At 39.4% G+C, this 20,067-nt stretch carries 24 protein-coding genes; 11 read left to right on the top strand and 13 right to left on the bottom strand.

Annotated elements, in window-relative coordinates:
* Positions 1–13: 13 nt before the first annotated feature.
* The 10 genes from ACXJIN_RS03835 to rlmB are packed head-to-tail and all read right to left on the bottom strand — an operon-like array spanning position 14 to position 9,110.
* On the bottom strand, positions 14–1,240 hold the full coding sequence (locus ACXJIN_RS03835; RefSeq protein WP_456399555.1) for a molybdopterin molybdotransferase MoeA: 1,227 nt from the start codon (positions 1,238–1,240) through the stop codon (positions 14–16).
* Between the two features lie 3 nt (positions 1,241–1,243).
* The gene (locus tag ACXJIN_RS03830) at positions 1,244–1,750 is read right to left on the bottom strand and encodes a MogA/MoaB family molybdenum cofactor biosynthesis protein (protein ID WP_456399553.1); all 507 of its coding nucleotides are present in this window, start codon (positions 1,748–1,750) and stop codon (positions 1,244–1,246) included.
* On the bottom strand, positions 1,747–2,589 hold the full coding sequence (locus ACXJIN_RS03825; RefSeq protein WP_456399551.1) for a Cof-type HAD-IIB family hydrolase: 843 nt from the start codon (positions 2,587–2,589) through the stop codon (positions 1,747–1,749). The genes ACXJIN_RS03830 and ACXJIN_RS03825 overlap by 4 nt, the downstream gene beginning before the upstream one ends.
* Complete coding sequence (rpiB, locus tag ACXJIN_RS03820) at positions 2,586–3,026, bottom strand: ribose 5-phosphate isomerase B (protein WP_456399549.1); 441 nt, start codon at positions 3,024–3,026, stop codon at positions 2,586–2,588. The genes ACXJIN_RS03825 and rpiB overlap by 4 nt, the downstream gene beginning before the upstream one ends.
* The gene (locus ACXJIN_RS03815) at positions 3,023–3,343 is read right to left on the bottom strand and encodes an STAS domain-containing protein (RefSeq protein WP_456399583.1); all 321 of its coding nucleotides are present in this window, start codon (positions 3,341–3,343) and stop codon (positions 3,023–3,025) included. Before ACXJIN_RS03815 ends, rpiB begins: the two co-directional genes overlap by 4 nt.
* Positions 3,333–4,940 carry a putative ABC transporter permease subunit gene (locus ACXJIN_RS03810; protein ID WP_456399547.1) on the bottom strand — a complete coding sequence of 536 codons (1,608 nt, stop codon included), beginning with the start codon at positions 4,938–4,940 and terminating at the stop codon, positions 3,333–3,335. The genes ACXJIN_RS03815 and ACXJIN_RS03810 overlap by 11 nt, the downstream gene beginning before the upstream one ends.
* On the bottom strand, positions 4,937–5,692 hold the full coding sequence (locus tag ACXJIN_RS03805; RefSeq protein WP_456399545.1) for an ABC transporter ATP-binding protein: 756 nt from the start codon (positions 5,690–5,692) through the stop codon (positions 4,937–4,939). Before ACXJIN_RS03805 ends, ACXJIN_RS03810 begins: the two co-directional genes overlap by 4 nt.
* A 25-nt stretch (positions 5,693–5,717) precedes the next feature.
* On the bottom strand, positions 5,718–6,647 hold the full coding sequence (gene dprA, locus ACXJIN_RS03800; RefSeq protein ID WP_456399543.1) for a DNA-processing protein DprA: 930 nt from the start codon (positions 6,645–6,647) through the stop codon (positions 5,718–5,720).
* Positions 6,644–8,386 carry a DNA mismatch repair endonuclease MutL gene (mutL, locus tag ACXJIN_RS03795; RefSeq protein ID WP_456399541.1) on the bottom strand — a complete coding sequence of 581 codons (1,743 nt, stop codon included), beginning with the start codon at positions 8,384–8,386 and terminating at the stop codon, positions 6,644–6,646. The genes dprA and mutL overlap by 4 nt, the downstream gene beginning before the upstream one ends.
* Positions 8,373–9,110: a 23S rRNA (guanosine(2251)-2'-O)-methyltransferase RlmB gene (gene rlmB, locus ACXJIN_RS03790; RefSeq protein WP_456399539.1), complete on the bottom strand. Its 738-nt coding sequence runs from the start codon at positions 9,108–9,110 to the stop codon at positions 8,373–8,375. The genes mutL and rlmB overlap by 14 nt, the downstream gene beginning before the upstream one ends.
* A 109-nt stretch (positions 9,111–9,219) precedes the next feature.
* On the opposite strand from rlmB, the gene ACXJIN_RS03785 reads away from it, so the two are divergent.
* Complete coding sequence (locus ACXJIN_RS03785) at positions 9,220–9,627, top strand: MaoC family dehydratase (protein ID WP_456399537.1); 408 nt, start codon at positions 9,220–9,222, stop codon at positions 9,625–9,627.
* A gap of 57 nt (positions 9,628–9,684) precedes the next feature.
* Here ACXJIN_RS03785 and ACXJIN_RS03780 read toward each other — a convergent pair whose 3' ends face one another.
* Together ACXJIN_RS03780 and ACXJIN_RS03775 are read right to left on the bottom strand one after the other, a co-directional pair.
* On the bottom strand, positions 9,685–10,485 hold the full coding sequence (locus ACXJIN_RS03780) for a hypothetical protein (RefSeq protein WP_456399535.1): 801 nt from the start codon (positions 10,483–10,485) through the stop codon (positions 9,685–9,687).
* A 144-nt stretch (positions 10,486–10,629) separates the two neighbouring features.
* Positions 10,630–11,094: a hypothetical protein gene (locus ACXJIN_RS03775; protein WP_456399533.1), complete on the bottom strand. Its 465-nt coding sequence runs from the start codon at positions 11,092–11,094 to the stop codon at positions 10,630–10,632.
* A 240-nt stretch (positions 11,095–11,334) separates the two neighbouring features.
* Between ACXJIN_RS03775 and thrS the strand changes: the two genes are divergently transcribed.
* The 10 genes from thrS (at position 11,335) to ACXJIN_RS03725 (ending at position 19,455) form a co-directional block, all read left to right on the top strand.
* Complete coding sequence (thrS, locus tag ACXJIN_RS03770; RefSeq protein WP_456399581.1) at positions 11,335–13,209, top strand: threonine--tRNA ligase; 1,875 nt, start codon at positions 11,335–11,337, stop codon at positions 13,207–13,209.
* Positions 13,210–13,617, top strand: a complete 408-nt coding sequence (gene kal / locus ACXJIN_RS03765) for a 3-aminobutyryl-CoA ammonia lyase (RefSeq protein ID WP_456399531.1) — start codon at positions 13,210–13,212, stop codon at positions 13,615–13,617.
* A gap of 1 nt (position 13,618) precedes the next feature.
* A complete protein-coding gene (gene kce / locus ACXJIN_RS03760) occupies positions 13,619–14,446 on the top strand; it encodes a 3-keto-5-aminohexanoate cleavage enzyme (protein WP_456399529.1) in 828 nt (275 codons plus the stop codon).
* A 50-nt stretch (positions 14,447–14,496) separates the two neighbouring features.
* On the top strand, positions 14,497–14,907 hold the full coding sequence (gene yajC, locus ACXJIN_RS03755) for a preprotein translocase subunit YajC (protein ID WP_456399527.1): 411 nt from the start codon (positions 14,497–14,499) through the stop codon (positions 14,905–14,907).
* Positions 14,908–14,946: 39 nt separating this feature from the next.
* The gene (gene secD, locus ACXJIN_RS03750; RefSeq protein WP_456399525.1) at positions 14,947–16,338 is read left to right on the top strand and encodes a protein translocase subunit SecD; all 1,392 of its coding nucleotides are present in this window, start codon (positions 14,947–14,949) and stop codon (positions 16,336–16,338) included.
* A complete protein-coding gene (secF, locus tag ACXJIN_RS03745) occupies positions 16,335–17,264 on the top strand; it encodes a protein translocase subunit SecF (protein WP_456399523.1) in 930 nt (309 codons plus the stop codon). The genes secD and secF overlap by 4 nt, the downstream gene beginning before the upstream one ends.
* Before the next feature lie 315 nt (positions 17,265–17,579).
* Positions 17,580–17,948 (top strand): PadR family transcriptional regulator, encoded by a 369-nt coding sequence (locus ACXJIN_RS03740; RefSeq protein ID WP_456399579.1) that lies wholly within the window; start codon positions 17,580–17,582, stop codon positions 17,946–17,948.
* A 2-nt stretch (positions 17,949–17,950) separates the two neighbouring features.
* Positions 17,951–18,439: a NifB/NifX family molybdenum-iron cluster-binding protein gene (locus ACXJIN_RS03735; protein ID WP_456399521.1), complete on the top strand. Its 489-nt coding sequence runs from the start codon at positions 17,951–17,953 to the stop codon at positions 18,437–18,439.
* Between the two features lie 11 nt (positions 18,440–18,450).
* Positions 18,451–18,945: a permease gene (locus tag ACXJIN_RS03730; protein WP_456399519.1), complete on the top strand. Its 495-nt coding sequence runs from the start codon at positions 18,451–18,453 to the stop codon at positions 18,943–18,945.
* Positions 18,946–19,455 (top strand): permease, encoded by a 510-nt coding sequence (locus ACXJIN_RS03725; protein WP_456399517.1) that lies wholly within the window; start codon positions 18,946–18,948, stop codon positions 19,453–19,455. It abuts the gene before it with no gap.
* A gap of 220 nt (positions 19,456–19,675) precedes the next feature.
* Here the strand turns inward: ACXJIN_RS03725 and ACXJIN_RS03720 are convergent, their stop codons facing one another.
* Positions 19,676–19,933 carry a type II toxin-antitoxin system RelE/ParE family toxin gene (locus ACXJIN_RS03720; RefSeq protein WP_456399515.1) on the bottom strand — a complete coding sequence of 86 codons (258 nt, stop codon included), beginning with the start codon at positions 19,931–19,933 and terminating at the stop codon, positions 19,676–19,678.
* Between the last annotated feature and the right edge of the window lie 134 nt (positions 19,934–20,067).

Genomic DNA, 20,067 nt, shown 5'->3' with positions numbered 1-20,067 from the left:
AAAACTCTCCATTCTACGAGATGAAGAAGAATTCTACTTCTTCTCCCTTTTGTATGAATTCAACATTTTTCTGGGCCAAAAAGAAAGCATCCGCCTTCGCAAGAGATGTGAAATCTCCGGAACCGTTGTAATTCAAGAATTGAATTCTTGGAACACCATTTTCCACCTTTACCTTGCACGGAACGAAGTGCAGTCTATCCCTTTTCTTCTTGAAATCGAAATCCATGATGCCTCTCAAAAGTTTTGGAGTCATCCCTGAAGTTCCAAGCATCCTTTCAACGGCTTTCTTTACAAAAAGGTTGAAGACGTTATAGGTGGATACTGGATTACCTGGCATGCCGAATATCCACTTTTTCTTGCCATTGATTTCCGTAGTGGCAATTATGGTTGGCCTTCCTGGTTTTATGGCGAGCTTTTTCACCAGAATCTCGGCGTTCATTTTCTTTAAAACTTTCATTGTAAAATCTTTGTCCCCCATTGAAGAACCACCGGTTATCAAGACGATATCGTTGTCTAAGTCTTCTATACCTTTTTTCAAGGCGTTTGTTATTTCTTCTTCATCATCTTTTACCGTTCCCAGATCGAAATATTCCTGATTCAATGCCTTTATTTGAGAAAAAAGTGCGTACTTTGAAGAATTTCTTATCTTTCCCTCTTCTATTTCTTCCGTTATATCTACAAGTTCATCACCAGTTGAAATGATTCCCATTTTTATCTTTCTCTTTACGTTAACTTTTTTCATTCCAAGAGAGGCCAGTAGGTTAACGTGTTTTGGACTCAAAAGAGTTCCTTTTGTCAAAGCCACTTCTCCCTTTTTCAGATCTTCACCTTTGAGCGCAATGTTGTAGAATTTTTTTGGTACCTTTAACAATTTCACCTTGCCATTTTGCTCTTCACACTTTTCAAATTCCAAAACCGTGTCGCAAGGTTCTGGAACTTTTCCCCCTGTCATTATCCTCACACATTCTCCCAAATTGAGATCAATTTTTTCTGGGTGCCCCGCCAAAATTACTTCTTTGATCTTGAAAATGGGTTCATCCATTTTTTCTAAATCGGCCAATCTAAAGGCGAAACCATCCATGGCAGAACGATTGTAAAGGGGAAAATCGTAATTTGAAATGACATCTCTTGCCAGAACCCTTCCGTTCGATTCTTCCATGTTCACTTCTTCGATTTCTTCTATTTCAGATACGTCATTCAGAATTTTCAAGGCGTCATCATAATCGATCATTTCCGCCATTGTTCATTCCTCCTCGCATTTTTTCGCTTCATCGCTTTCGAGTTTTTCGCCTCTTAGCACCTTTACAGCACACGGAAGTTGATTTACTATAACTTCTAAATTTTCTCTCACACCCTTTGGGCTACCTGGCAAGTTTATTATCAGAGTTGACTTTCGTATGCCGGCAATTTCTCTTGAAAGTATCGATAGCTTTGATTTTTTATGAGAAAACACGCGCATTGCTTCTGGAATGCCGGGCACTTCCCTGTCTATAACGTCTTTTGTAGCTTCAGGTGTTACATCGCGTGGGCTGAATCCAGTTCCCCCCGTTGTTAGCACTAAGTCCACTTTTAACTCGTCACAAAAGTACTTGAGCTTTTCAATTATCATGTCTTTTTCGTCAGGGACTAAGGCGTAGGAAACAACTTCTCCAAATTCTTTAACCATTTTGCGTATTACCAAAGAACTTGTATCTTCGCTTTCACCACGTGAACACCTGTCACTTGCCGTCAATATAGCTATTCTAATCAAATTAGCTCTCTCTCCTTCAAAATGTAATTGTAAATGGCATTTGCAACACCGTCTTCATCGTTTGTCGAAGTGACGAATGTGGCAAATTCTTTCACATCGTCTGGAGCGTTTCCCATAGCTATGGAGTGAGACACGGCTTTCATGACGTTGACATCGTTGTAACTATCACCTATAAACGCGGCTTCATCCGGAGAAATATCAAAAAGATTCAAAAGAAAGTTCATTGCAACTTCCTTGCCGCAATTCCTTCCAAGAAGTTCAACGAACGCTTCTTTACCTAAGATGGTATCCACAATCACACTCATTTTTTCTCGAAAATCTTCCAATTCTTTTATGGCTTTTTTTATCACTTCGAATTTTCCAACCCACGTGACCCCCGCCGCTCCGTTATCTGGAATTTCTATTTCAAGTTCTTTTACCTTTTCCATTCTGTACAAGTTTCTTTCAAAGTAAGGCATGAACTTGGAATTAAGCGGAAGGGAAGATTCGTATTTCATGTCTGGGATGTTTGTGAAGTCTTGCGAAATAACGGTGAAAATCCCTTTGTTTTTCGCAATTTCCACCGCTCTTTTTGCAATTTGAGTGTCTAACATCACGCTTCTTAGAACTTTGTTTGACCTTGTTGTCCTCACATAGGCACCATTTTGAAAGACAGCCGGAATATCGTTGGAAATGCACTTGAGATAATCACGGGCCGAAATCCAGGCACGGCCCGTAAAAATGGTGATCTTTATTCCATTTTCTTCGAGAATTTTTAAAGCTTTCAAGTTTCGTGGGCTGATATTTTTATTAGAGTCGAGAAGAGTTCCATCTAAATCTATTCCCACGAATTTTATCAACTATTCTCAAACTCCTTTATTTCGTTTATTCTCCTCTGATGCCTTCCGCCCGCAAAATCTGTTGACAAGAACATATCTATGGTTTCTTCCGCCAAAGTGGGTCCCATGAGCCTTCCAGCCATTACCAAAATGTTTGCGTTGTTGTGCATACGCGCGTATTTTGCCATTGTTGGGTAGAGACAAAGAGCCGCGTATATGCCCTCGAATTTGTTAGCGGCTATTGACATTCCAAGACCTGTCCCACACATCAAGATACCGTAATCTGCCTTTCCATCTAAAACGTCTTTTGACACTTTTTCGGCAAAGAGTGGATAATCCACCGACTCTTCAGAAAAGGTGCCTTTATCCAATACCTCTATTCCCTTCGATTTTAAGTATTCAACAACGTGTTCTTTCAAAGCGTAAGCAGCGTGATCGCTTCCAACAGAAATTTTCATTTTATCACCTCATTAATTGATGTGTAAAAGTCGAATAGCTTATCGAGATTCGTCATCTTCATTACACGTTTAATCTGTTCAGAAGCGCCCACTATTGACAGAGAACCACCGTTAAACCTCGCATCTTTTTGAAGGGCTATCAACGTGCCCAAACCTGAGCTATCAACGTAGCTAACCTTTGTCAAGTCTATGACTATGTTGGAATTTTCCGATGTTAAGTTTTTTCTCACCTCTTCTTTGAGAGTTTGAGAGCTTTCTATGTCAAACTCTCCATTCAACGAGACTATCAAATATCCCTTCTTCTTTTCAATTTCCACTTTCAAAAGGATCACCCCAATCTATGTTTTTAACTTTTTTAAGTGTGAATATTATAAACGCTATTTCCACGAAAATAGGTGCTATCAAAAACAATAAAGTGTTTAACCAAAAATCAAACTTGAAAAACATCATCTCTCCACGAAAGTAAATATACAGGCTTTCAGCCGCCACTATCCCTGCGAGTAAGACTGATACTGCCGTTGAAATTAAACTCCCGCTGACGTTAAGTGGTTTCTTCGTTCCACCATTAGGGTTGGGCCACTTCGTAACTGCGTAAGAGCCAAAGAACGTCGCCATCAGAAACATCGGCAGAGCCAGAGTCAACAACAGCAAAGCGTACCATAAACCTCCCAAAAACGTAGAAATCACGATGAACGTTAAAAATAACACACTTTCGTACACAGCTGTTAGCATCAGCGCCTTTGACCATAAAATCGTTTTCTTTGGAATGGGCAAACTCTTAAGCACCCATTCGGCTTTCACGTCTATTGATATCAGGGATGCCATACTTATTATAAGATAAGTTGAGGCCATAAAAACACCCATCAATTCTCCCGTCAAAAAAACGTAACGGTTTGAAGAACTTGGAAACATAAAAATTATAGGGAAAATCGCGGGATATATTACCATGAATAAAACGGATGGTTCTCTTTTCAAAAGCTTGAATTCCTTTGAAAGCAAAGCCAAAAAAGCTTTTTTGGATTTGTAAGGCCTTTCATTTTTCTCTTTTTTTGTTTTAGACGACGATTTTACATTCGAAACTCCAGCGAGTAAATTCTTTTTGGCAAATATGAAAGAAGTCCCAAAAAGTCCCAATGAAGCTCCAATTAGAGCCAAGACGTAGGGGTAATCTCCTCTAATTCCTCTTAAAAACCACGTTGAAGGCCAAAGTGAAAAATTCAGCTTTGAAATGTACGCGCTGAGCGCTTGAGCGGCGTTTGAAGAATTCAAAGCGGGCATTGATGTGATGTTCATCATCAAGAATGCCAAGGCCAGTGTTGCAGTGCTCGAAAAGAACATGAATCTTTTCGTTCCGCTTTTTGAAACGACCTTTGAAAGAGATAAAGAGATGAACCCGGATATACCAGCGCAGAATAGGACGTAGAAGCCGTACAAAACGAAAGCAAAGGCTGACGTGTACCAGTTCATATGAGTTACATTGGCATACGCGATTAAAAGTGGAATGAAGAAAAAAGCCGGGAAAGTTCCTTCTATCAAAGTTTCCAAAATTTTGAAATAAAATATGGAGGCTTGAGGAATGGGAAGCGTTAAAAGATATTCAACGTCTTCACTCATAAACACGCTCAAAATCACCGCTGGCGTATCTATTAAGATCACGAGAACCAGGACGCCAATTAAGGACATTTCCACAAAGAGATCCGCAAGCGTTAAGGCTCCGAAGTTCACCTGGACGTATTTTGAAAGAAGAGATTCAAATAGAAAGTATCCCGGCACTCCGAAGGTGACCCCCAAGATGACAATTATCAAGAAAAATGATAATGATGCCTTTCCCCTTCTTCCACGCCTTTTTGGAATGTTGTTCCACATGGTTATTCTGTATTTCAAGAGCAAAAAGAGGGCTTTCCAGAAATTCATAAGTTGTCTATCACCTCTCTCAGCTCGTCTTCACCTGTGAGCGAAAGGAAGATGTCTTCCAGCGATTCTTTTTTTGAGCGTTGTCTCAATTCTTCAAGAGTGCCTTCGGCTATCAATTTTCCCTTGTTTATTATTCCAATTCTGTCACACATTTTTTCGGCTATTTCAAGTACGTGAGTGGTCATGAAAATGGCAGCGCCTTCATCGGCGTACTTTCGAAGAAGCATTTTTAATATCTTAGCGCTCTTCGCATCCAATCCGACGGTTGGTTCGTCTAGAAAGAGCACCTTAGGTTTACGCATCAAGACAGACACGAGCATGAGTTTTTGACGCATGCCATGCGAATAATCTCCGATGAATTTGCTCAAAAAATTCACGTCAAATGCGTTGCAAAGCTCTGAAATTCGTTCATTCATATCTTCTTTCTTCATAGAAAAAACGGATCCTATGAATTCTAGAAATTCCCGTCCAGTCAAATTATCGTACATATTCGGTTCATCTGGAACAACACCAATTTTTGCTTTTACCTGCAGTGGATGCTTGAAAACATCTAAGCCCAATATTTCCGCTTTGCCCGATGTGGGCTTAAGAATGCCAGTTAGCATTCTCAACGTTGTCGTCTTTCCGGCTCCATTTGGACCTAAAAAGCCGTATATTTCGCCACTTTTAACTTCAAAAGTTACACCGTTGACCGCCGCCGCGTTTCCAAAAATTTTTTTCAAATTTCTTGCCACGATCGCTTTTTCGGTCACGACGATCCCTCCTCATTTTTATGGGCTAGCCGTTTAAAATATATCTTCCCGAAGCGTCATAAGAGATTTTTCCTTCTATTTCCAAAATCGTCAATCTTTCTCTGAGTTTCGAGCTTTGCATTTTTAGAACGAGTTGAAGTTCTTCAACGGTTTTTGGACCTTCCTTTAAGGAACGAATCAGAAGATCCTCTTTTTCGTTTTCGCTATCTTCTCCTTTCGGAAAAGAAACGTATGGAAATTCGTCTAAGATGTCTTCAAATGAAGTAACACACTTTGCCCCATTTTTTATCAAATTGTTTGTGCCTTCGCTCGTACTGGAAAATATATTTCCAGGTACGGCAAAAACTTCTCTTCCCTCTTCAAGAGCCAACCTTGCTGTTATCAAAGAGCCACTTTTTTTGGCTGCCTCTACCACCACAACTCCTCTTGATAGGCCAACTATTATCCTATTTCTCTTTGGAAAAGTCCATTTCTGAGGACGAGTTCCGAATGGAAATTCACTTACCAGGCATCCATTTTTCACAATTTCATTGAAAAGTCTTTTGTTCGATGAAGGATAAACGATATCTATGCCATTTCCCAACACCGCTACCGTGTTGCCAACGTTCAAGGCGCTGCTATGCGCAGCTGAGTCTATCCCGTATGCCAAGCCGCTGATTATTGTAATATCTATTCTTGCAAGCTCTCTGGCTAATTGTTTAGCCACCATTTTCCCGTAAGAAGTTGCACGCCTTGAGCCGACAATGGCTATTGAAAAGCTCTTCAAAATATCAACTTTTCCTTTAACATACAGTAAAGGAGGCGGATCATTTATTTCCATCAAAATATCAGGATACCTTTCATCTCCAATAGGTATGAGAAATACTCCATCCCTTTCAGCGCGTTCTATTTCTCTGTCGATTTCTTCAGAATTAGAGGGCTTCAAAATTGAAAAAAGCGCTTCTTCAACTTTCATCTTCCAAAATACCTATCCAATCTTTTGAAATCTAAAGAGTAAACCAAAGGCCTTCCGTGAGGGCATGACCAAACTTCCAATTCATCGAGTTTTTTCAAAAGCTCAACGATCTCTTCTTGTGAAATTCTTTCTTCGCTTTTCACGGCCGCTTTGCACGCAAGGTTTGCAAAGAAACTCTCCCTTGGATCTTTCGCAAACGAAAGGCGGAAATCTTCCAATAACTCAAGGAAAATTTTTTTCCAGTCCACCGCGTGTTTTATTTGTGGCACCGCTTTTAATTCTCCATTTTTCCACTCAAAACCTAACTTTTTTATCTCATGTGCCCTTTCTTCTAAGACTTCTTTTTGCACAGAATTCAATTCGAGCTTTATAGGTGCTATAAGCTTTTGAGATGTTGTCCCCGTTTTCGCTTTAAAATCATCATAGAGTATTCTTTCATGGGCAGCGTGCATGTCTACAAGATACAGCGCCGTTTCAGATTCGCACGCTATGTACCTTCCATGCAGCACACCGAGTATCTTCGATTTTGAAAGCGCATCCCTCTTTTTCGCTTGAGATGGAAACGCGTTTTCATTTTTTCTCCTGAAGTCGACATCCATTTCGAATGGCATAACCTCGTTTGATACCTTTAAAATTTTATTTTCATTCTTTGGAAAGAAATTTTTTTCTCTTTTAAAATCATCTAAATCGATTGAATTATCGTTGTTAAACTCTTTAAGAGAATTTTCTTCTCCAACTTCTAAACTTTCTTGCGGAATCTGAAAGACATCCGGAGAAGCCAAAGCCTTTTTTACGGAGGACATGACCATCGAAAAGATCTTCGAACTGTCACTGAATTTTACTTCGAGCTTTTGGGGATGAACATTCACATCGACAAGCTGAGGTGGTAATTCCACAAAAAGCACTGCCACTGGAAATTCCCCTTTTTTTAGATGTTCAGCGTATCCCGCTTCGATCGCTTTCATGAGAAGACCACTTCTAACATAGCGGTTGTTGACGAATAAAATTTCATTTGTCCTGTTTTTCTTTCCAACATATGGGGGGCTTATGTAACCGTAAATTCTCACTCCTCCAAAGGAAGAATTCACTTCTACCAATTCAACATTTGCCAGCACTTTTTTTATTCTTTGTTCCAATGGAGTGCCATTATTTATGGCAAAAACTTCTTCACCATCTCTAAAATATCGAAATTCAATATCGTGAGAGAGTATGAATTTTTGAACGACTTCGGTGACCATTCGCGTTTCTACCGATGCGGAACTCAAAAACTTTCTCCTGGCAGGGATGTTGTAAAAGAGCTCGAAAACGCTTATTCTTGTGCCTTTACTTTTGGCCACAACTTTGGTTTTTGTGATCTTTCCACCATCTACCTCTATTGAAGCCCCTATTTCTCCCGTTTGGGAGCTTTCCACTATCATCTTTGAAACCGCTCCAATTGATGCAAGCGCTTCACCCCTAAAGCCAAACGTTTTTATGTTGAAGAGATCGTTGAATTTCCTTATTTTGGAAGTTGTGTGTGGCATAACGGCAATTTTAAGTTCTTCTTTTGACATGCCTATGCCGTTGTCGTCTACAACTATCTTTGACTTTCCTCCGTTGTTGATTTCGATTTTTATCCTGTTCGCTTGGGCATCTATGCTGTTTTCTACTAATTCTTTTACCACAGAAGATGGATGATCAACGACTTCACCCGCCGCTATTCTTCTGACAACATCTTGAGGAAGTTCAATTATCGCCATGCCTTCTCGCCTCCATAACGCGAAACACCATTATTCCAACGCTCACAGAAACGTTCAATGAGTCCATCTTTCTAGCCATTGGAATTGAAATTTTTCCATCGCTCTTTTCAACGAGCAGCCTTCGCACTCCGTTTCCTTCATTTCCAAAGATAAGGGCTATTGGACCTTTAAGATCCATATCATCATAGGGAGTCCCATCCATAACGGCAGCATAAACCCATATCCCTCTATTCTTCAATTCCTGTACGCTTCTCGAAAGGTTTTTTTCAACACAAATAGGCATTTTAAATGCGTAACCCGCTGAAGTCTTCAAAACGGCCGGTGTAACCGGGCATCCTCCCTTTTCGGGAATCACTATCAAATCAACACCCGCGCCGTACGCGCTTCTTATTATGGCTCCAAAATTGTGAGGATCTTGAATTCTGTCCAAAATTATTATGAAGGCATCACGATCGTATTTTTCTATCTTTTTAAGTTCATTCTCCAGATCGGCGTAACGATAGTCTTTTATCTTAGCGGCGATTCCCTGATGATCTTTTGAATGTGAAATTGCCTCAAGCTTTTTCTCATCCACCTTTTCAATTGTTACTCCTAGATGACGGATTTGATTTTCGAGTTGCTTCATCTCTTGTGACAAATTGTTTGAGTTCAAAATATAAGCTCTTTTCAAATGGGTTCCCGCCTTGAGGGCTTCTTTTACAACATTTCTTCCGTAAATTATCATAAGGGCACTCCTTCTTCAATACGTTGGCATTTTTGAAATATTTCGCTATATAATAGCCATGTCTTGAAATAACTCGTTCCAATTTTAACATGAAAGGGAGTGTCCAAACATGAAATTCGAAGAAATAAAGGTCGGAGATTTCACAGAAGTTGAAATTATGGTAAGTGATGAGATGGTAAGAACTTTTGCAAGAGTAACTGGTGATAACAATCCCCTCCATTTGGATGATGAATTTGCAAAGAAAACGATCTTCAAAAAGAGAATAGCACATGGCATGTTGGTCGCATCGTTGATTTCGAAAGTCTTAGGCCATGACTTTCCGGGAGCTGGAACGATATACGTTTCGCAAAGCGTGAAATTTAGAAAGCCGGTTTACGTTGGGGACAAAGTAAAAATACACGTTGAAGTGAAAGAAAAAAATGAGCAAAGACGGCGTCTTTACTTGATAACGGATGTTTTTGACAAAGACGTCCAGGTTATCTCTGGCGAAGCTGAGGTTTATCTTCCTTTAGAGTGAAAATATCCCTCCCGCAGGGAGGGAATTTGGGGGAATTTAGATCGACGAATTTTTACTTTAAATTTTGAGCATTGTCAAACGTCCCTGAGTTGTTTTTTTAAAGAATGGGAAAAAGAATGGGAAACTATTATTTGTTTTCACCCTTTTTTCTGAATTTTTTTGAACCGAAACTGAAGTTGAATCATTTTGAAAATTAAAAATATCTAGCACTATTTTCGAAGAAGATGATGACATTATGGCTCTTACTATTCCAACACCTTTAACAAAATAAACTTCTACGTAGTTTTCGCTATTTGTTGGATCTGAAAATTTCACCTTTAAAATGTCTTGATAGTTTTTTCCTTGAACTGTTAAGCTTTGCATTGCTTGAGAGGTTCTTAAAATCGTTTCAGACTCAAAATTACCATTATCATCATGTCCGGATATCGTGAGATTTGTCGGAGATCTATTTTCGCCAGTATTTGCGTTATCAATTAATTTTATACCGTTAAATATAGATGTATCTTGAGAAATACTGCCATCACCGTAATTTTCATATACTTTTACACCGTCTAAATAAAGTTCTCCCAAAGAATTTTTCCAAAAAAATATGTTTTCTTTTACTTCTTCTCCATTTTCCGTGACATCAAGATTAATAGAAAAATCGGAATGACCATTGAATTTTTCATTTGAAAATGTAACGCTCGTTACATATTGCGCTGAGCTTCCCTCCTGGTAAATAGCTATTTGAGCTTTACCAGTTTTTTCTGGGAAATACGAACTATTTGAAGAGTTATTCTGAATTAAAAAACATCCAGATAAGCTTATTCCTAAAAGAATAATACTTCCCAGTATCAAAAGCATTAATATTTTTTTCATCAACAATCACCTTCCAATGTGAAATATAGTTGTTGTTAATTGAGAAACCTGTTAACTTGCTATGCATAAAACATTGTTACAAGGTTTTGATCTCTTTTCTTCCTTAAAGGTAATAAAAATATTTTTGGTAGGATTTTTGAACCTTCAAAAACAGTAAAAAACTCCGGATGCCCATGATGGTGAAAAAGCTGAATTTGTGGAAAAACTCAAGCCAAATGAATAGTACCCCATTATCTTTCCTTTTATGAAATTTATGTTGTTCCAGTTGAAGAACAACGCTGGTCCTCCATACATTCCAAAAGATGGAATGACCCAAAAATCCGCTCCTGCCGATGCAACTCCTCCCCAAGAGATGGAGAAATTTCCAACTCTTTCGCCTTTTTCTGTTTTAAGATCAATCGCGTATATCCTTCCAAGCGTCATACCGCCTCCACCAGTTATACCCATGGGAAATTCCAAACCGGCGTAAACGAAAGTTGTGTCGTTTAAATAAGCCCCCAAAGAAATCGAACTGTATTCGCCCGCACCGGTAAAGCCTACCATAAAACCGAACCCCATTGCCGCGGTTAAAATAGTTATCACACTTGCCATTACGATTATCTTTTTCATCCCGATCACTCCTTTAATGAGTTTTGATGATAAATTATAACATAAAATGAATAAAAAAATAATAATCGAATAATTATATGTTAATATTTCAACGATTTGACCCGCTTGTTTAACTTTTGAATGTTAGACGGGACAAAATGCTATAATAGCAAAAGCCAATTTTGAAATGAGGTGATTTGCTTGGTAATTTTGAAATTTGATGGCGAAGAAAAAGAATGTGAACCGGCTCAATTAAAAGAAATGATTGAAAAAGCCGGCATTTCCAAAGATTCTAACTTCATTGGAGGGAAAATAGGGAAGAAAATAGTAGACCTTTTTTACATGGCTCAAGATGGTGAAGAAATAGATTTAATAACGCTTGAATCACCTGAAGCGCCTTCCATATACAGACATACGATGGCCCACATAATGGCGCAAGCTGTGCAAAGATTGTACAAAGGGGCGAAATTTGCCATAGGTCCCACCATCGAAAACGGATTTTATTACGATATCGATCTTCCTCAAACGTTAAACGAAGAAGATTTGAAACGAATAGAAAAAGAGATGAAAAGCATAATAAAGGAAAACATTCCTTTAGAGCGTTTTGAAATGACTCCCCAAGAGGCGATTAACTACTTTAAAGGAAAAGATCAACCTTACAAGGTTGAGCTCGTAGAAGATCTGGTTAAGAATTTAAATGTTAAAAGCGTTAGCCTCTATAGACAAAAGGATTTTACGGATCTATGTAGGGGCCCTCATCTTCCTTCAACCGGATTGGTGAAAAATTTCAAACTTTTGAGTGTTTCGGGAGCTTACTGGCGTGGCGATGAGCATAATAAAATGCTTCAAAGAATATACGGAACGGCTTTTTACAGGAAGTCAGATCTTGATGAGTATCTTCACATGCTTGAAGAGGCCGAAAAGAGAGATCACAGAAAGCTTGGTCCTCAACTCGATCTTTTCTCCCTTCACTCTGATGTTGCTCCCGGAATGGTGTTCTTCCACCCAAATGGAACCATAGTGAGAAGGGAATTGGAAAATTACTGGCGCCAAGAGCATAGAAAAGCCGGTTACGTTGAAGTGATCACACCTATGGTAATGAGTGAAAGCCTATGGAGACAATCTGGTCATTGGGATCACTACAGGGACAATATGTATTTCACCGAAAAAGAAGAACAACATTTTGCTATAAAGCCTATGAACTGTCCGGGGCACATAATCATCTACAAAAGTTCTTCTCACAGCTATAGGGATTTACCTCTAAGAATGTGTGAACTTGGAACGGTTCACAGATACGAAAGGAGTGGTGTTGTTCACGGTCTTTTCAGGGCAAGAGCTTTCACGCAAGACGATGCGCACATTTTCTGCACGCCAGAACAAATAGAAGATGAAATAGTTGGCGTTGTCAATCTCATAGATAAAACATACAAATTGTTTGGCTTTCCCTATAAAGTTGAGCTTTCCACAAAGCCAGACGATGCCATGGGATCCGACGAAATATGGGAAACGTCTACATCGGCGTTGAAAAAAGCCTTGGAAGATTTGAATATGGACTACCAGATAAATGAAGGTGATGGAGCTTTCTACGGCCCTAAAATAGATTTCCACGTGAGAGATTCCATTGGAAGAACTTGGCAGTGTGCTACAATTCAATTGGATTTTTTGATGCCTGAAAGGTTCGATCTCACTTATACCGGTTCAGATAACGCCGAGCATAGGCCGGTCATGATTCACAGGGTTATATACGGTTCACTTGAAAGATTTATAGGAATATTGATCGAACATTACGCTGGGGCCTTTCCAACGTGGATAGCACCGGTGCAGGCAATAGTTCTTCCAATTTCGGACAAAAATGTCTCATATGCGAAGAAAATACATGAAAGCCTTGAAAATGCTGGTATCAGGTCATTTCTTGACGATAGAAGCCAGAAGATAGGTTACAAAATAAGAGAAGCTCAACTCAAAAAGGTTCCGTACATGCTTGTTGTTGGAAGGAAAGAAGAAGAGTCGAATACAGTTGCCGTTCGTTTAAGAAGCGGATCGGATTTGGGCGCGATTGATATCAAAGAGTTCATTGAGAAGGTTAAGACAGAGATATCTTCTAAATCGCAAAATTCCATTTTTGAGGTGAAGTAAATGGCGTACGGAGATTGGAAAGAACCGCCAATTTTACGTGTTAGAATATCGGAAGCGGATGTCCACTATGCGGGTGGGTTAGTGGATGGCGCTAAGATCATGCAATTTTTTGGTGATGTCGCTACAGAGCTTCTCATAAGGAACGATGGAGATGAAGGGCTTTTTAGAGCATACGATTTGGTGGAATTCCTTAACCCAGTTCATGCTGGAGATTACATAGAAGTGTATGGTAAAATTGTCGGTGTGGGTAGAACGTCGAGAAAGATGGTTTTGGAAGCTTTCAAAGTTATAGCACCAATTGAAAATGGAAGTTCTGCTTGCGAGGTGTTAAGAGAACCTATCCTTGTGGCAAAAGCGAGTGGAACGTGTGTAGTTCCATTGGATAAGCAGAGAAAAAAGGAAGATTGATATGGAAAAACTGATCATCACAGCGGCTGTGTGCGGGGCGGAAGTCACTCGTGAACAAACGCCTTACATTCCCATAAGCCCTCAGGAAATAGCAGAAGAAGCATGTTTGGCGAGAAAAGCAGGCGCTTCTATAGTTCATATTCACGTGCGAGATGAAAATGGAAAACCTACGCAAGACGTTGATGTTTTTAGGAAAGTTGTCGATCTTATTCGCAAGAAGTGCCCCGATGTGATAATTCAGGTATCAACTGGTGGAGCGGTAGGAATGAAACCAGAAGAAAGGTTGCAATCGATATATTCCAAACCGGAAATGGCAACGCTAGATGTCGGGACGACGAATTTTGGAGACGATGTATTTGTAAACGATTTACCATTGATAAGATTATTTGCAAAAAAGATGGATGAAGAAGGAATAATGCCTGAGTTTGAATGCTTTGAAATAGGGCATGTGTACAACGCTTTGAAAGTTGTAAAGGAAGGTTTGATAAAAGGCCATCTTCATTTTGATTTTGTCTTGGGAGTTCCCGGCGCGTGTCCTGCGGATGTGAGAAATCTTGTTAGAATGGTGGATTCCATACCGTCTGGTGCTACATGGACAGTTGCCGGGGTGGGAAGATACGAATTTTTAATGGCCGCGCATGCAATAGCGATGGGCGGACACGTGCGCGTTGGACTTGAAGACAACATATACCTTTCTAAAGGTGTGCTGGCAAAATCAAATGCCCAGCTTGTGGAAAAAGTTGTGAAAATCGCGTCTGAAATTGGGCGTGAAGTGGCAACACCGGATGAGGCAAAAGAAATTTTAGGTTTAAATAAAGTCGTTCAATAACGATATTGAGCAATTAAAAAAGGAGGTGACCGTCTAAATAGACGGAGGCGATGTTTGAAAATTTCGTAGCATTTGCGGATGCATCTGCACAAAAGGCTGCCCCGGCAAGTGGGGGAGGAAGTTTCTTCTCTGGAACTACAAGCATGCTTGTATGGCTTATCGTTCTGGGAGTGCTTTTTTACTTCATGCTGGTGTACCCTCAAAAAAAGCGTTCCAAAACTTTTAACAACATGATGAGTAATCTCAAAAGGGGTGATACCGTTATAACGGTTGGAGGAATTGTTGGAAAAGTAACGGATATCAAGGATAAGACGATAAAGATCAAAACAGCTGGAAACGACCTTGAGATCACCAAACGTTCTGTTGCTTCTATAATGAAGAGTAGTAGCAACAGCGGTAACGGTAAAGAAGATAAAAGTAAAGATAATGAAGAAAAATCGAAGTCCGATCTTATAAAATAAGAGGCAGGGGGTGTAAAAGGGTTTAGACCCTTCTGAAAAATGAGAGCAGACAAAATTAGATTGATATTCATAGTGTTAGTTTTGTTCATTTCAATATTTTTCATGGTGTGGCCTCCGGTACCGCATGCCAAGACCTTCACTCAAAAGGTGTTGGGAAATATAAAGTTAGGTCTTGACATAAAAGGTGGATCAAGGCTGGATTACATCATGAAAGGCTCAAACATAACTCCTGAGCTGAAGGATCAAGTTTTAACGGTTTTGAGAAGAAGGCTTGACGATGCCAACTTCACGGAAGCCGTGGTTTCGGCTGTTGGAAAAAATGGAATAAGGGTTGAAATACCTGGTATAAGCGATCCCAAAAAAGCTGAAGCTTTGATAGGACAAAAGGCCCAACTTTACTTTGCGCAGGTTTTAGATCACGTTACGTCAGCGGTTAAACCAGCGCCTAAAATAGGTCTTAACTATGCGGGAGCCGTATGGTTAAGATCCAAAAATGCCACAGATGATTGGTATTTGGTGAACAAAAACATCCAAGTTGGTGCTGGTACGTTGCAGTTGTCTGGAAATGATGTTAAAAACGCCAGAGCTTCTGTGAATACACAACGTGGTGGTTGGAAAATAGACCTTACTTTTGACGCCAAAGGCGCCAAGACGTTTTTTGAAATAACGCAGGCTTTAATTGGTAAACCTCTGGCAATTGTTATGGACAATTACGTTTTGAGCGCCCCGATAGTTCAGACTGCCATTCAAGGTGGTAGAGCGGAAATAACCGGTAATTTCACTTACGATCAGGCTCAAGAATTGGCAGCTCTCATAAGAAGTGGTAACTTGCCGGTTTCACTTGAACTTACCGAAGAGCAAACGTTAGGGCCAACGCTTGGCTCAGACGTCATAAGAAGAAGTTTGATAGCGGGTGGAATTGGAATTGCTTTGGTTTTGGCTTACATGCTTATTTATTACTTTGGCATGATGGGAGTTGTAGCCGATTTGGCGTTGCTGTACAATGGCATTTTTGTCCTGGGAATGTTGGCTCTGACTCATGGAATATTAACTTTGCCTGGTATAGCTGGTATCATCCTGACCGTAGGAACCACTGTCGATGGAAACGTCATAATATTCGAAAGAATAAAAGAGGAAATGCGCACGGGAAAAACAGTTAAAGCTTCTATAGCTGCTGGGTTCAATCGTTCAACAGCGGTTATACTTGATGCCAACATCACAACCCTTATTACAGCATTCGTTTTGTATTACTTCGGTACCGGTTCCATAAAAGGATTTGCCGTTACCCTTACGATAGGTATAATTGGTACCATATTTACTTCACTTGTCTTTTCGAGGTACTTTTTGGATTTGGCAGCCCCTGCGATTAAGAACAAATACGCTACCATTGCTGAACAACCAGAAAGCATCAAAGGGGGTAAGAAAAGATGAAAAACATAAATTTCGTTGGTCCAAGGTACATATTCATATCTATTTCTCTCGCTGTGATAGCCCTATCGTTGGTTTTCATGTTTGTTAAAGGATTCAATTTTGGAATAGATTTTAAAGGCGGTACCAGCATGGCAGTTTCTTTTTCAAAAACAGATATAACTCTTTCTCAAGTAAGAAATATATTCAAAGAAGCCGATCCAAAATTCGCTTCTGCGAGCATTTCGCGTTTACACAATCTAAAAGCGAGTAATTCCAATCAATTGCGTGCAATGTTCAACTTGACAGTTGGAGAGTTTTTTAACGCTAACCAAAAGAGCAAATTAGTTTCAGATGTTGAGAAAGTTGCTTCAAAACTGAATACAAACGTTAAATTCGAATCTTTCGAAACAGTTAGCGGTTATGCGGCCGCTGGATTGAGAAAATCCGCAACGTGGGCATCATTGGTTGTCGTAATACTTTTGCTTATATACATGGCGTTTAGATTTCAATTTGTCTTTGGGGTCGGCGCTTTGGCATCATTAGCACATGATTTGGTGATCACGGCTGGCCTCTACTCGATGTTCTGGATAAGGTTTGATAGCACAGTTGTCGCCGCTTTGTTAACACTACTCGGTTACTCCCTTAATGACACGGTCGTTGTCTATTCCAGAATAAGAGAAAATCTTAAGAAGATGCGTGGAAAGCCCATGACGGAAATAGTCAACGTTTCAATTAACCAAACACTTTCAAGAACAATAAACACATCTTTTACGACATTTTTGGTTGTTTTCATTCTTTTGCTCTTCTCAAGCTCTGTTTTAAAGCCCTTCGCTTTCGGTATGAGTTTTGGTGTAATCACTGGAACTTATTCTTCCATTTACATAGCCAGCCCGATTTTGATAGGTTGGCTTGAAAAAAGAAGAAAGAAATCGGCACTTCACAGGTAATAAAGATACGCAAAAAAACAAAGAGGAAGGATTTTTCCTTCCTCTTTCTTTATATTTGTGCGTAACAAAGGACAATTCTTTTGAAATCCTGTTAGAACGGATTCGTTCTTTTTCGACTCGAAAGTTAGAACAGTGGGGACAAGAATAAATTTTATCTTTGAAGATTTCATCTTTAATTTGCATACTTTGGAAGTATTTTTATATCTTGGAAGCTTTTTATCAAAGAAAAATGTAATCATAAAAAATATCTATTGACAAATTGTACATATGTGTGTATAATTTATACAGTCCGTTTGGAGGGAGAATTTGCTAAGAATGAAATGTGCAAAAATGGGCTTCAAAAGCGGCAATATTTTGATGGCTTCCTTGCTGAATTTGCTTTTAAAGGGACCATCGTACGGTTATTCGCTGGTAGAAGAGCTTGGTGAGTTAGGTATAGATCAAAGTTCTATTCCCTATGCGATCGTTTATAGATTGCTTAGGGACATGGAAAGCGAAAATTTGATCACGTCTCATTGGGAAATAGAAGATAGTGGCCCCTCAAGGCGAATGTATTTTATAACTGACAAAGGAAAAAAGCATTTGGAAAAATGGTTGGTAAATGCGAAAGCAAATCTTAAAATTATGGAAAATCTTGTTTTAAGTATAGAAAAAAGCATTCACGAAGAAAAAGGAGGAGAATGAAAATGAAAATCTGTTTCACTTCTGATGAACCGAAAGGATTGGAAAGCGTCATGAGCTACCACTTTGGCCATTGCCCTTACTACGTTATGGTCGATGTGGAAGGGAACAAAGTTACGAAGGTTGAGAGCATTTCAAACCCATTTGCTGCAGAACATAACGCTGGTGATTTACCAACTTACATGAAAGAAAAAGGTGTTGATGTAATAATCACAGGTGGAATGGGCCCAAAAGCACAGCAGTATTTCATTGATTACGGCATTAAGCCGGTAACGGGAGCGTATGGAAGAGTAAAAGACGTTTTGGAAGAATTTTTAAATGCGAAGATAGAAGTCCGCGAAGAAAATGCGATTCCTATCGAAAATAATCATAAAAATGGAGACAAAGAAAATGAAGAAGTCGAAAGGCTAAAGAAGGAAAACGCGGATTTAAGAAGACAAATAGCAGATCTAAAATCAAGACTTTCAAGAATAGAAGAAAAATTGGATCTTTGAGGTGATTTAAAATGAATATATGGGGCGCTGTGGCTTACGGAATTATAGTGGCTATTTGCTATATTTACGCTTTTAAGAAAGACAAAAAAGGCGGTAAAAAAGCGGCAAAAAAAGGCGGCATGCAATTTTTAAAACAGCTCCCCATGCTTGTAACGATCTTTTTGTTGATAGGTCTTTTCGACAAATTCGTTCCTAAAAGCGTGATAGTGCAAATAGTTGGTAAGGGAAAAGGAATTTTGTCCGTTTTTAGTTCAGCCGCTTTTGGAACTGTTGTAATGGGACCAGTTTCTTCCGCATATCCGCTGGGAGCCATTTTGCTAAAAAAAGGGGCTACAATTGCGGCGGTGGCTATATTTTTAAACGCATGGGTGATGGTAGGTTTCGTAACCATTCCTTACGAAATATCCATCTTTGGAAAGCGTTTCACGCTAACAAGGAATGTCATAGCTTTTGTTGGAGCCATACTTATAGGACTTTTAACGAGTCTTATTCTTGGGGTGATGTGAATGAGTATTCTTAAAAAACACTGGTTTGAAATAAGCATAGGCGTAATTTACGTGATCCTGCTTTTCATATTCCCCAATAAGACAGGCGCGGCCTTCATGGAAGGAATCTGGCTTTTGTTAAAGATGTTGCCTGTTTTCATTTGCGTGGTGCTCTTTTCAGGTTTTCTTTCCGTTTTTCTGTCCCCTAAAACCGTTCAACGTTTAATGGGAAAAGAAAGTGGTATTAAGGGAGTAATAGCTGGTACCCTTTTGGGAACTTTAATAGTGGGGCCCTTGTGGATATTATTCCCGCTGTATAAAACGTTTTTGGATAAAGGAGCGCGTGTGGCTGTGGTTGGAGCGATGATAGGGGCATTTGCCATAAAGACGCCATGGATTCCTTACGCAGCCGGATTTTTGGGATGGCCCTTTATACTCGTGTCCGTTGCTTTGATAATATCTTACGCCATTGTGGAAGGCTACATCATAGAGAAAGTTATGTCAAAAGCGCAAATGAGTGCTAAGAAATGATTTGTTCTTTTGAAATAGTCATTCTGATTTCCTAATAAAACACTGAATTGAATATCCAAATGTTTCAAAAACTAAAAAAACTCCCTGACTAAATAAGGGAGTTTTTTAATCTTTTTCATGCGCACGTTCCCACTGGCAGCCATCTCAAGACTACTACTTCAACGATTTAAGAAACAAAGAAAATCTCAACAGATTTCAAACGTGTTTTATAAGTCTACTTTTAACGTCTCTTATAAATATCGTGATTAGTAACTCTGTGAAAAATTATCACATCATCTTCTACTTTAAAGATAATTCTGAAGTTATCGTTCACACGTGCAGACCAAAAACCTTTAACTTTCTCTATTTTCAGACTGCGTTTGCGTTCTTTCCCAAAAGTATCGATAATTTCAGATATCGTTTTCAAAACAGAATCTACGAGTTTCGGATCGAGCTTTTGGATATCTTTTTCAAAGCGATTGGTGATTCGATATTTCATCGTTTATCAGAAACGCTTGCCAAATCTTTGATATGTTCTAACAATTCTTCTTTTGTATAAGTTTCTTTTTTCACGCTGTCACGTGAAAAATCACGAGGACGCTCAATAGGAACAACAACTTTTCCAATTAAAAC

It is taken from the genome of Mesoaciditoga sp., from assembly GCF_054006115.1.
The sequence above is the reverse complement of the archived record's forward strand: the minus strand, read 5'-3'. Positions and strand labels throughout refer to the sequence as shown.

Excerpts from the sequence above, each read along its gene's own strand:
- secF (WP_456399523.1), top strand. The coding sequence starts at position 16,335 with ATGAAAAACATAAATTTCGTTGGTCCAAGGTACATATTCATATCTATT.
- mutL (WP_456399541.1), bottom strand. The coding sequence starts at position 8,386 with ATGGCGATAATTGAACTTCCTCAAGATGTTGTCAGAAGAATAGCGGCG.
- ACXJIN_RS03740 (WP_456399579.1), top strand. The coding sequence starts at position 17,580 with ATGAAATGTGCAAAAATGGGCTTCAAAAGCGGCAATATTTTGATGGCT.
- secD (WP_456399525.1), top strand. The coding sequence starts at position 14,947 with ATGAGAGCAGACAAAATTAGATTGATATTCATAGTGTTAGTTTTGTTC.
- thrS (WP_456399581.1), top strand. The coding sequence starts at position 11,335 with ATGATTGAAAAAGCCGGCATTTCCAAAGATTCTAACTTCATTGGAGGG.
- ACXJIN_RS03835 (WP_456399555.1), bottom strand. The coding sequence starts at position 1,240 with ATGGCGGAAATGATCGATTATGATGACGCCTTGAAAATTCTGAATGAC.
- dprA (WP_456399543.1), bottom strand. The coding sequence starts at position 6,647 with ATGAAAGTTGAAGAAGCGCTTTTTTCAATTTTGAAGCCCTCTAATTCT.
- kce (WP_456399529.1), top strand. The coding sequence starts at position 13,619 with ATGGAAAAACTGATCATCACAGCGGCTGTGTGCGGGGCGGAAGTCACT.
- kal (WP_456399531.1), top strand. The coding sequence starts at position 13,210 with ATGGCGTACGGAGATTGGAAAGAACCGCCAATTTTACGTGTTAGAATA.
- ACXJIN_RS03720 (WP_456399515.1), bottom strand. The coding sequence starts at position 19,933 with ATGAAATATCGAATCACCAATCGCTTTGAAAAAGATATCCAAAAGCTC.
- rlmB (WP_456399539.1), bottom strand. The coding sequence starts at position 9,110 with ATGATAATTTACGGAAGAAATGTTGTAAAAGAAGCCCTCAAGGCGGGA.
- rpiB (WP_456399549.1), bottom strand. The coding sequence starts at position 3,026 with ATGAAAATTTCTGTTGGAAGCGATCACGCTGCTTACGCTTTGAAAGAA.
- ACXJIN_RS03730 (WP_456399519.1), top strand. The coding sequence starts at position 18,451 with ATGAATATATGGGGCGCTGTGGCTTACGGAATTATAGTGGCTATTTGC.
- ACXJIN_RS03725 (WP_456399517.1), top strand. The coding sequence starts at position 18,946 with ATGAGTATTCTTAAAAAACACTGGTTTGAAATAAGCATAGGCGTAATT.
- ACXJIN_RS03780 (WP_456399535.1), bottom strand. The coding sequence starts at position 10,485 with ATGAAAAAAATATTAATGCTTTTGATACTGGGAAGTATTATTCTTTTA.
- ACXJIN_RS03785 (WP_456399537.1), top strand. The coding sequence starts at position 9,220 with ATGAAATTCGAAGAAATAAAGGTCGGAGATTTCACAGAAGTTGAAATT.
- yajC (WP_456399527.1), top strand. The coding sequence starts at position 14,497 with ATGTTTGAAAATTTCGTAGCATTTGCGGATGCATCTGCACAAAAGGCT.
- ACXJIN_RS03735 (WP_456399521.1), top strand. The coding sequence starts at position 17,951 with ATGAAAATCTGTTTCACTTCTGATGAACCGAAAGGATTGGAAAGCGTC.
- ACXJIN_RS03810 (WP_456399547.1), bottom strand. The coding sequence starts at position 4,940 with ATGAATTTCTGGAAAGCCCTCTTTTTGCTCTTGAAATACAGAATAACC.
- ACXJIN_RS03775 (WP_456399533.1), bottom strand. The coding sequence starts at position 11,094 with ATGAAAAAGATAATCGTAATGGCAAGTGTGATAACTATTTTAACCGCG.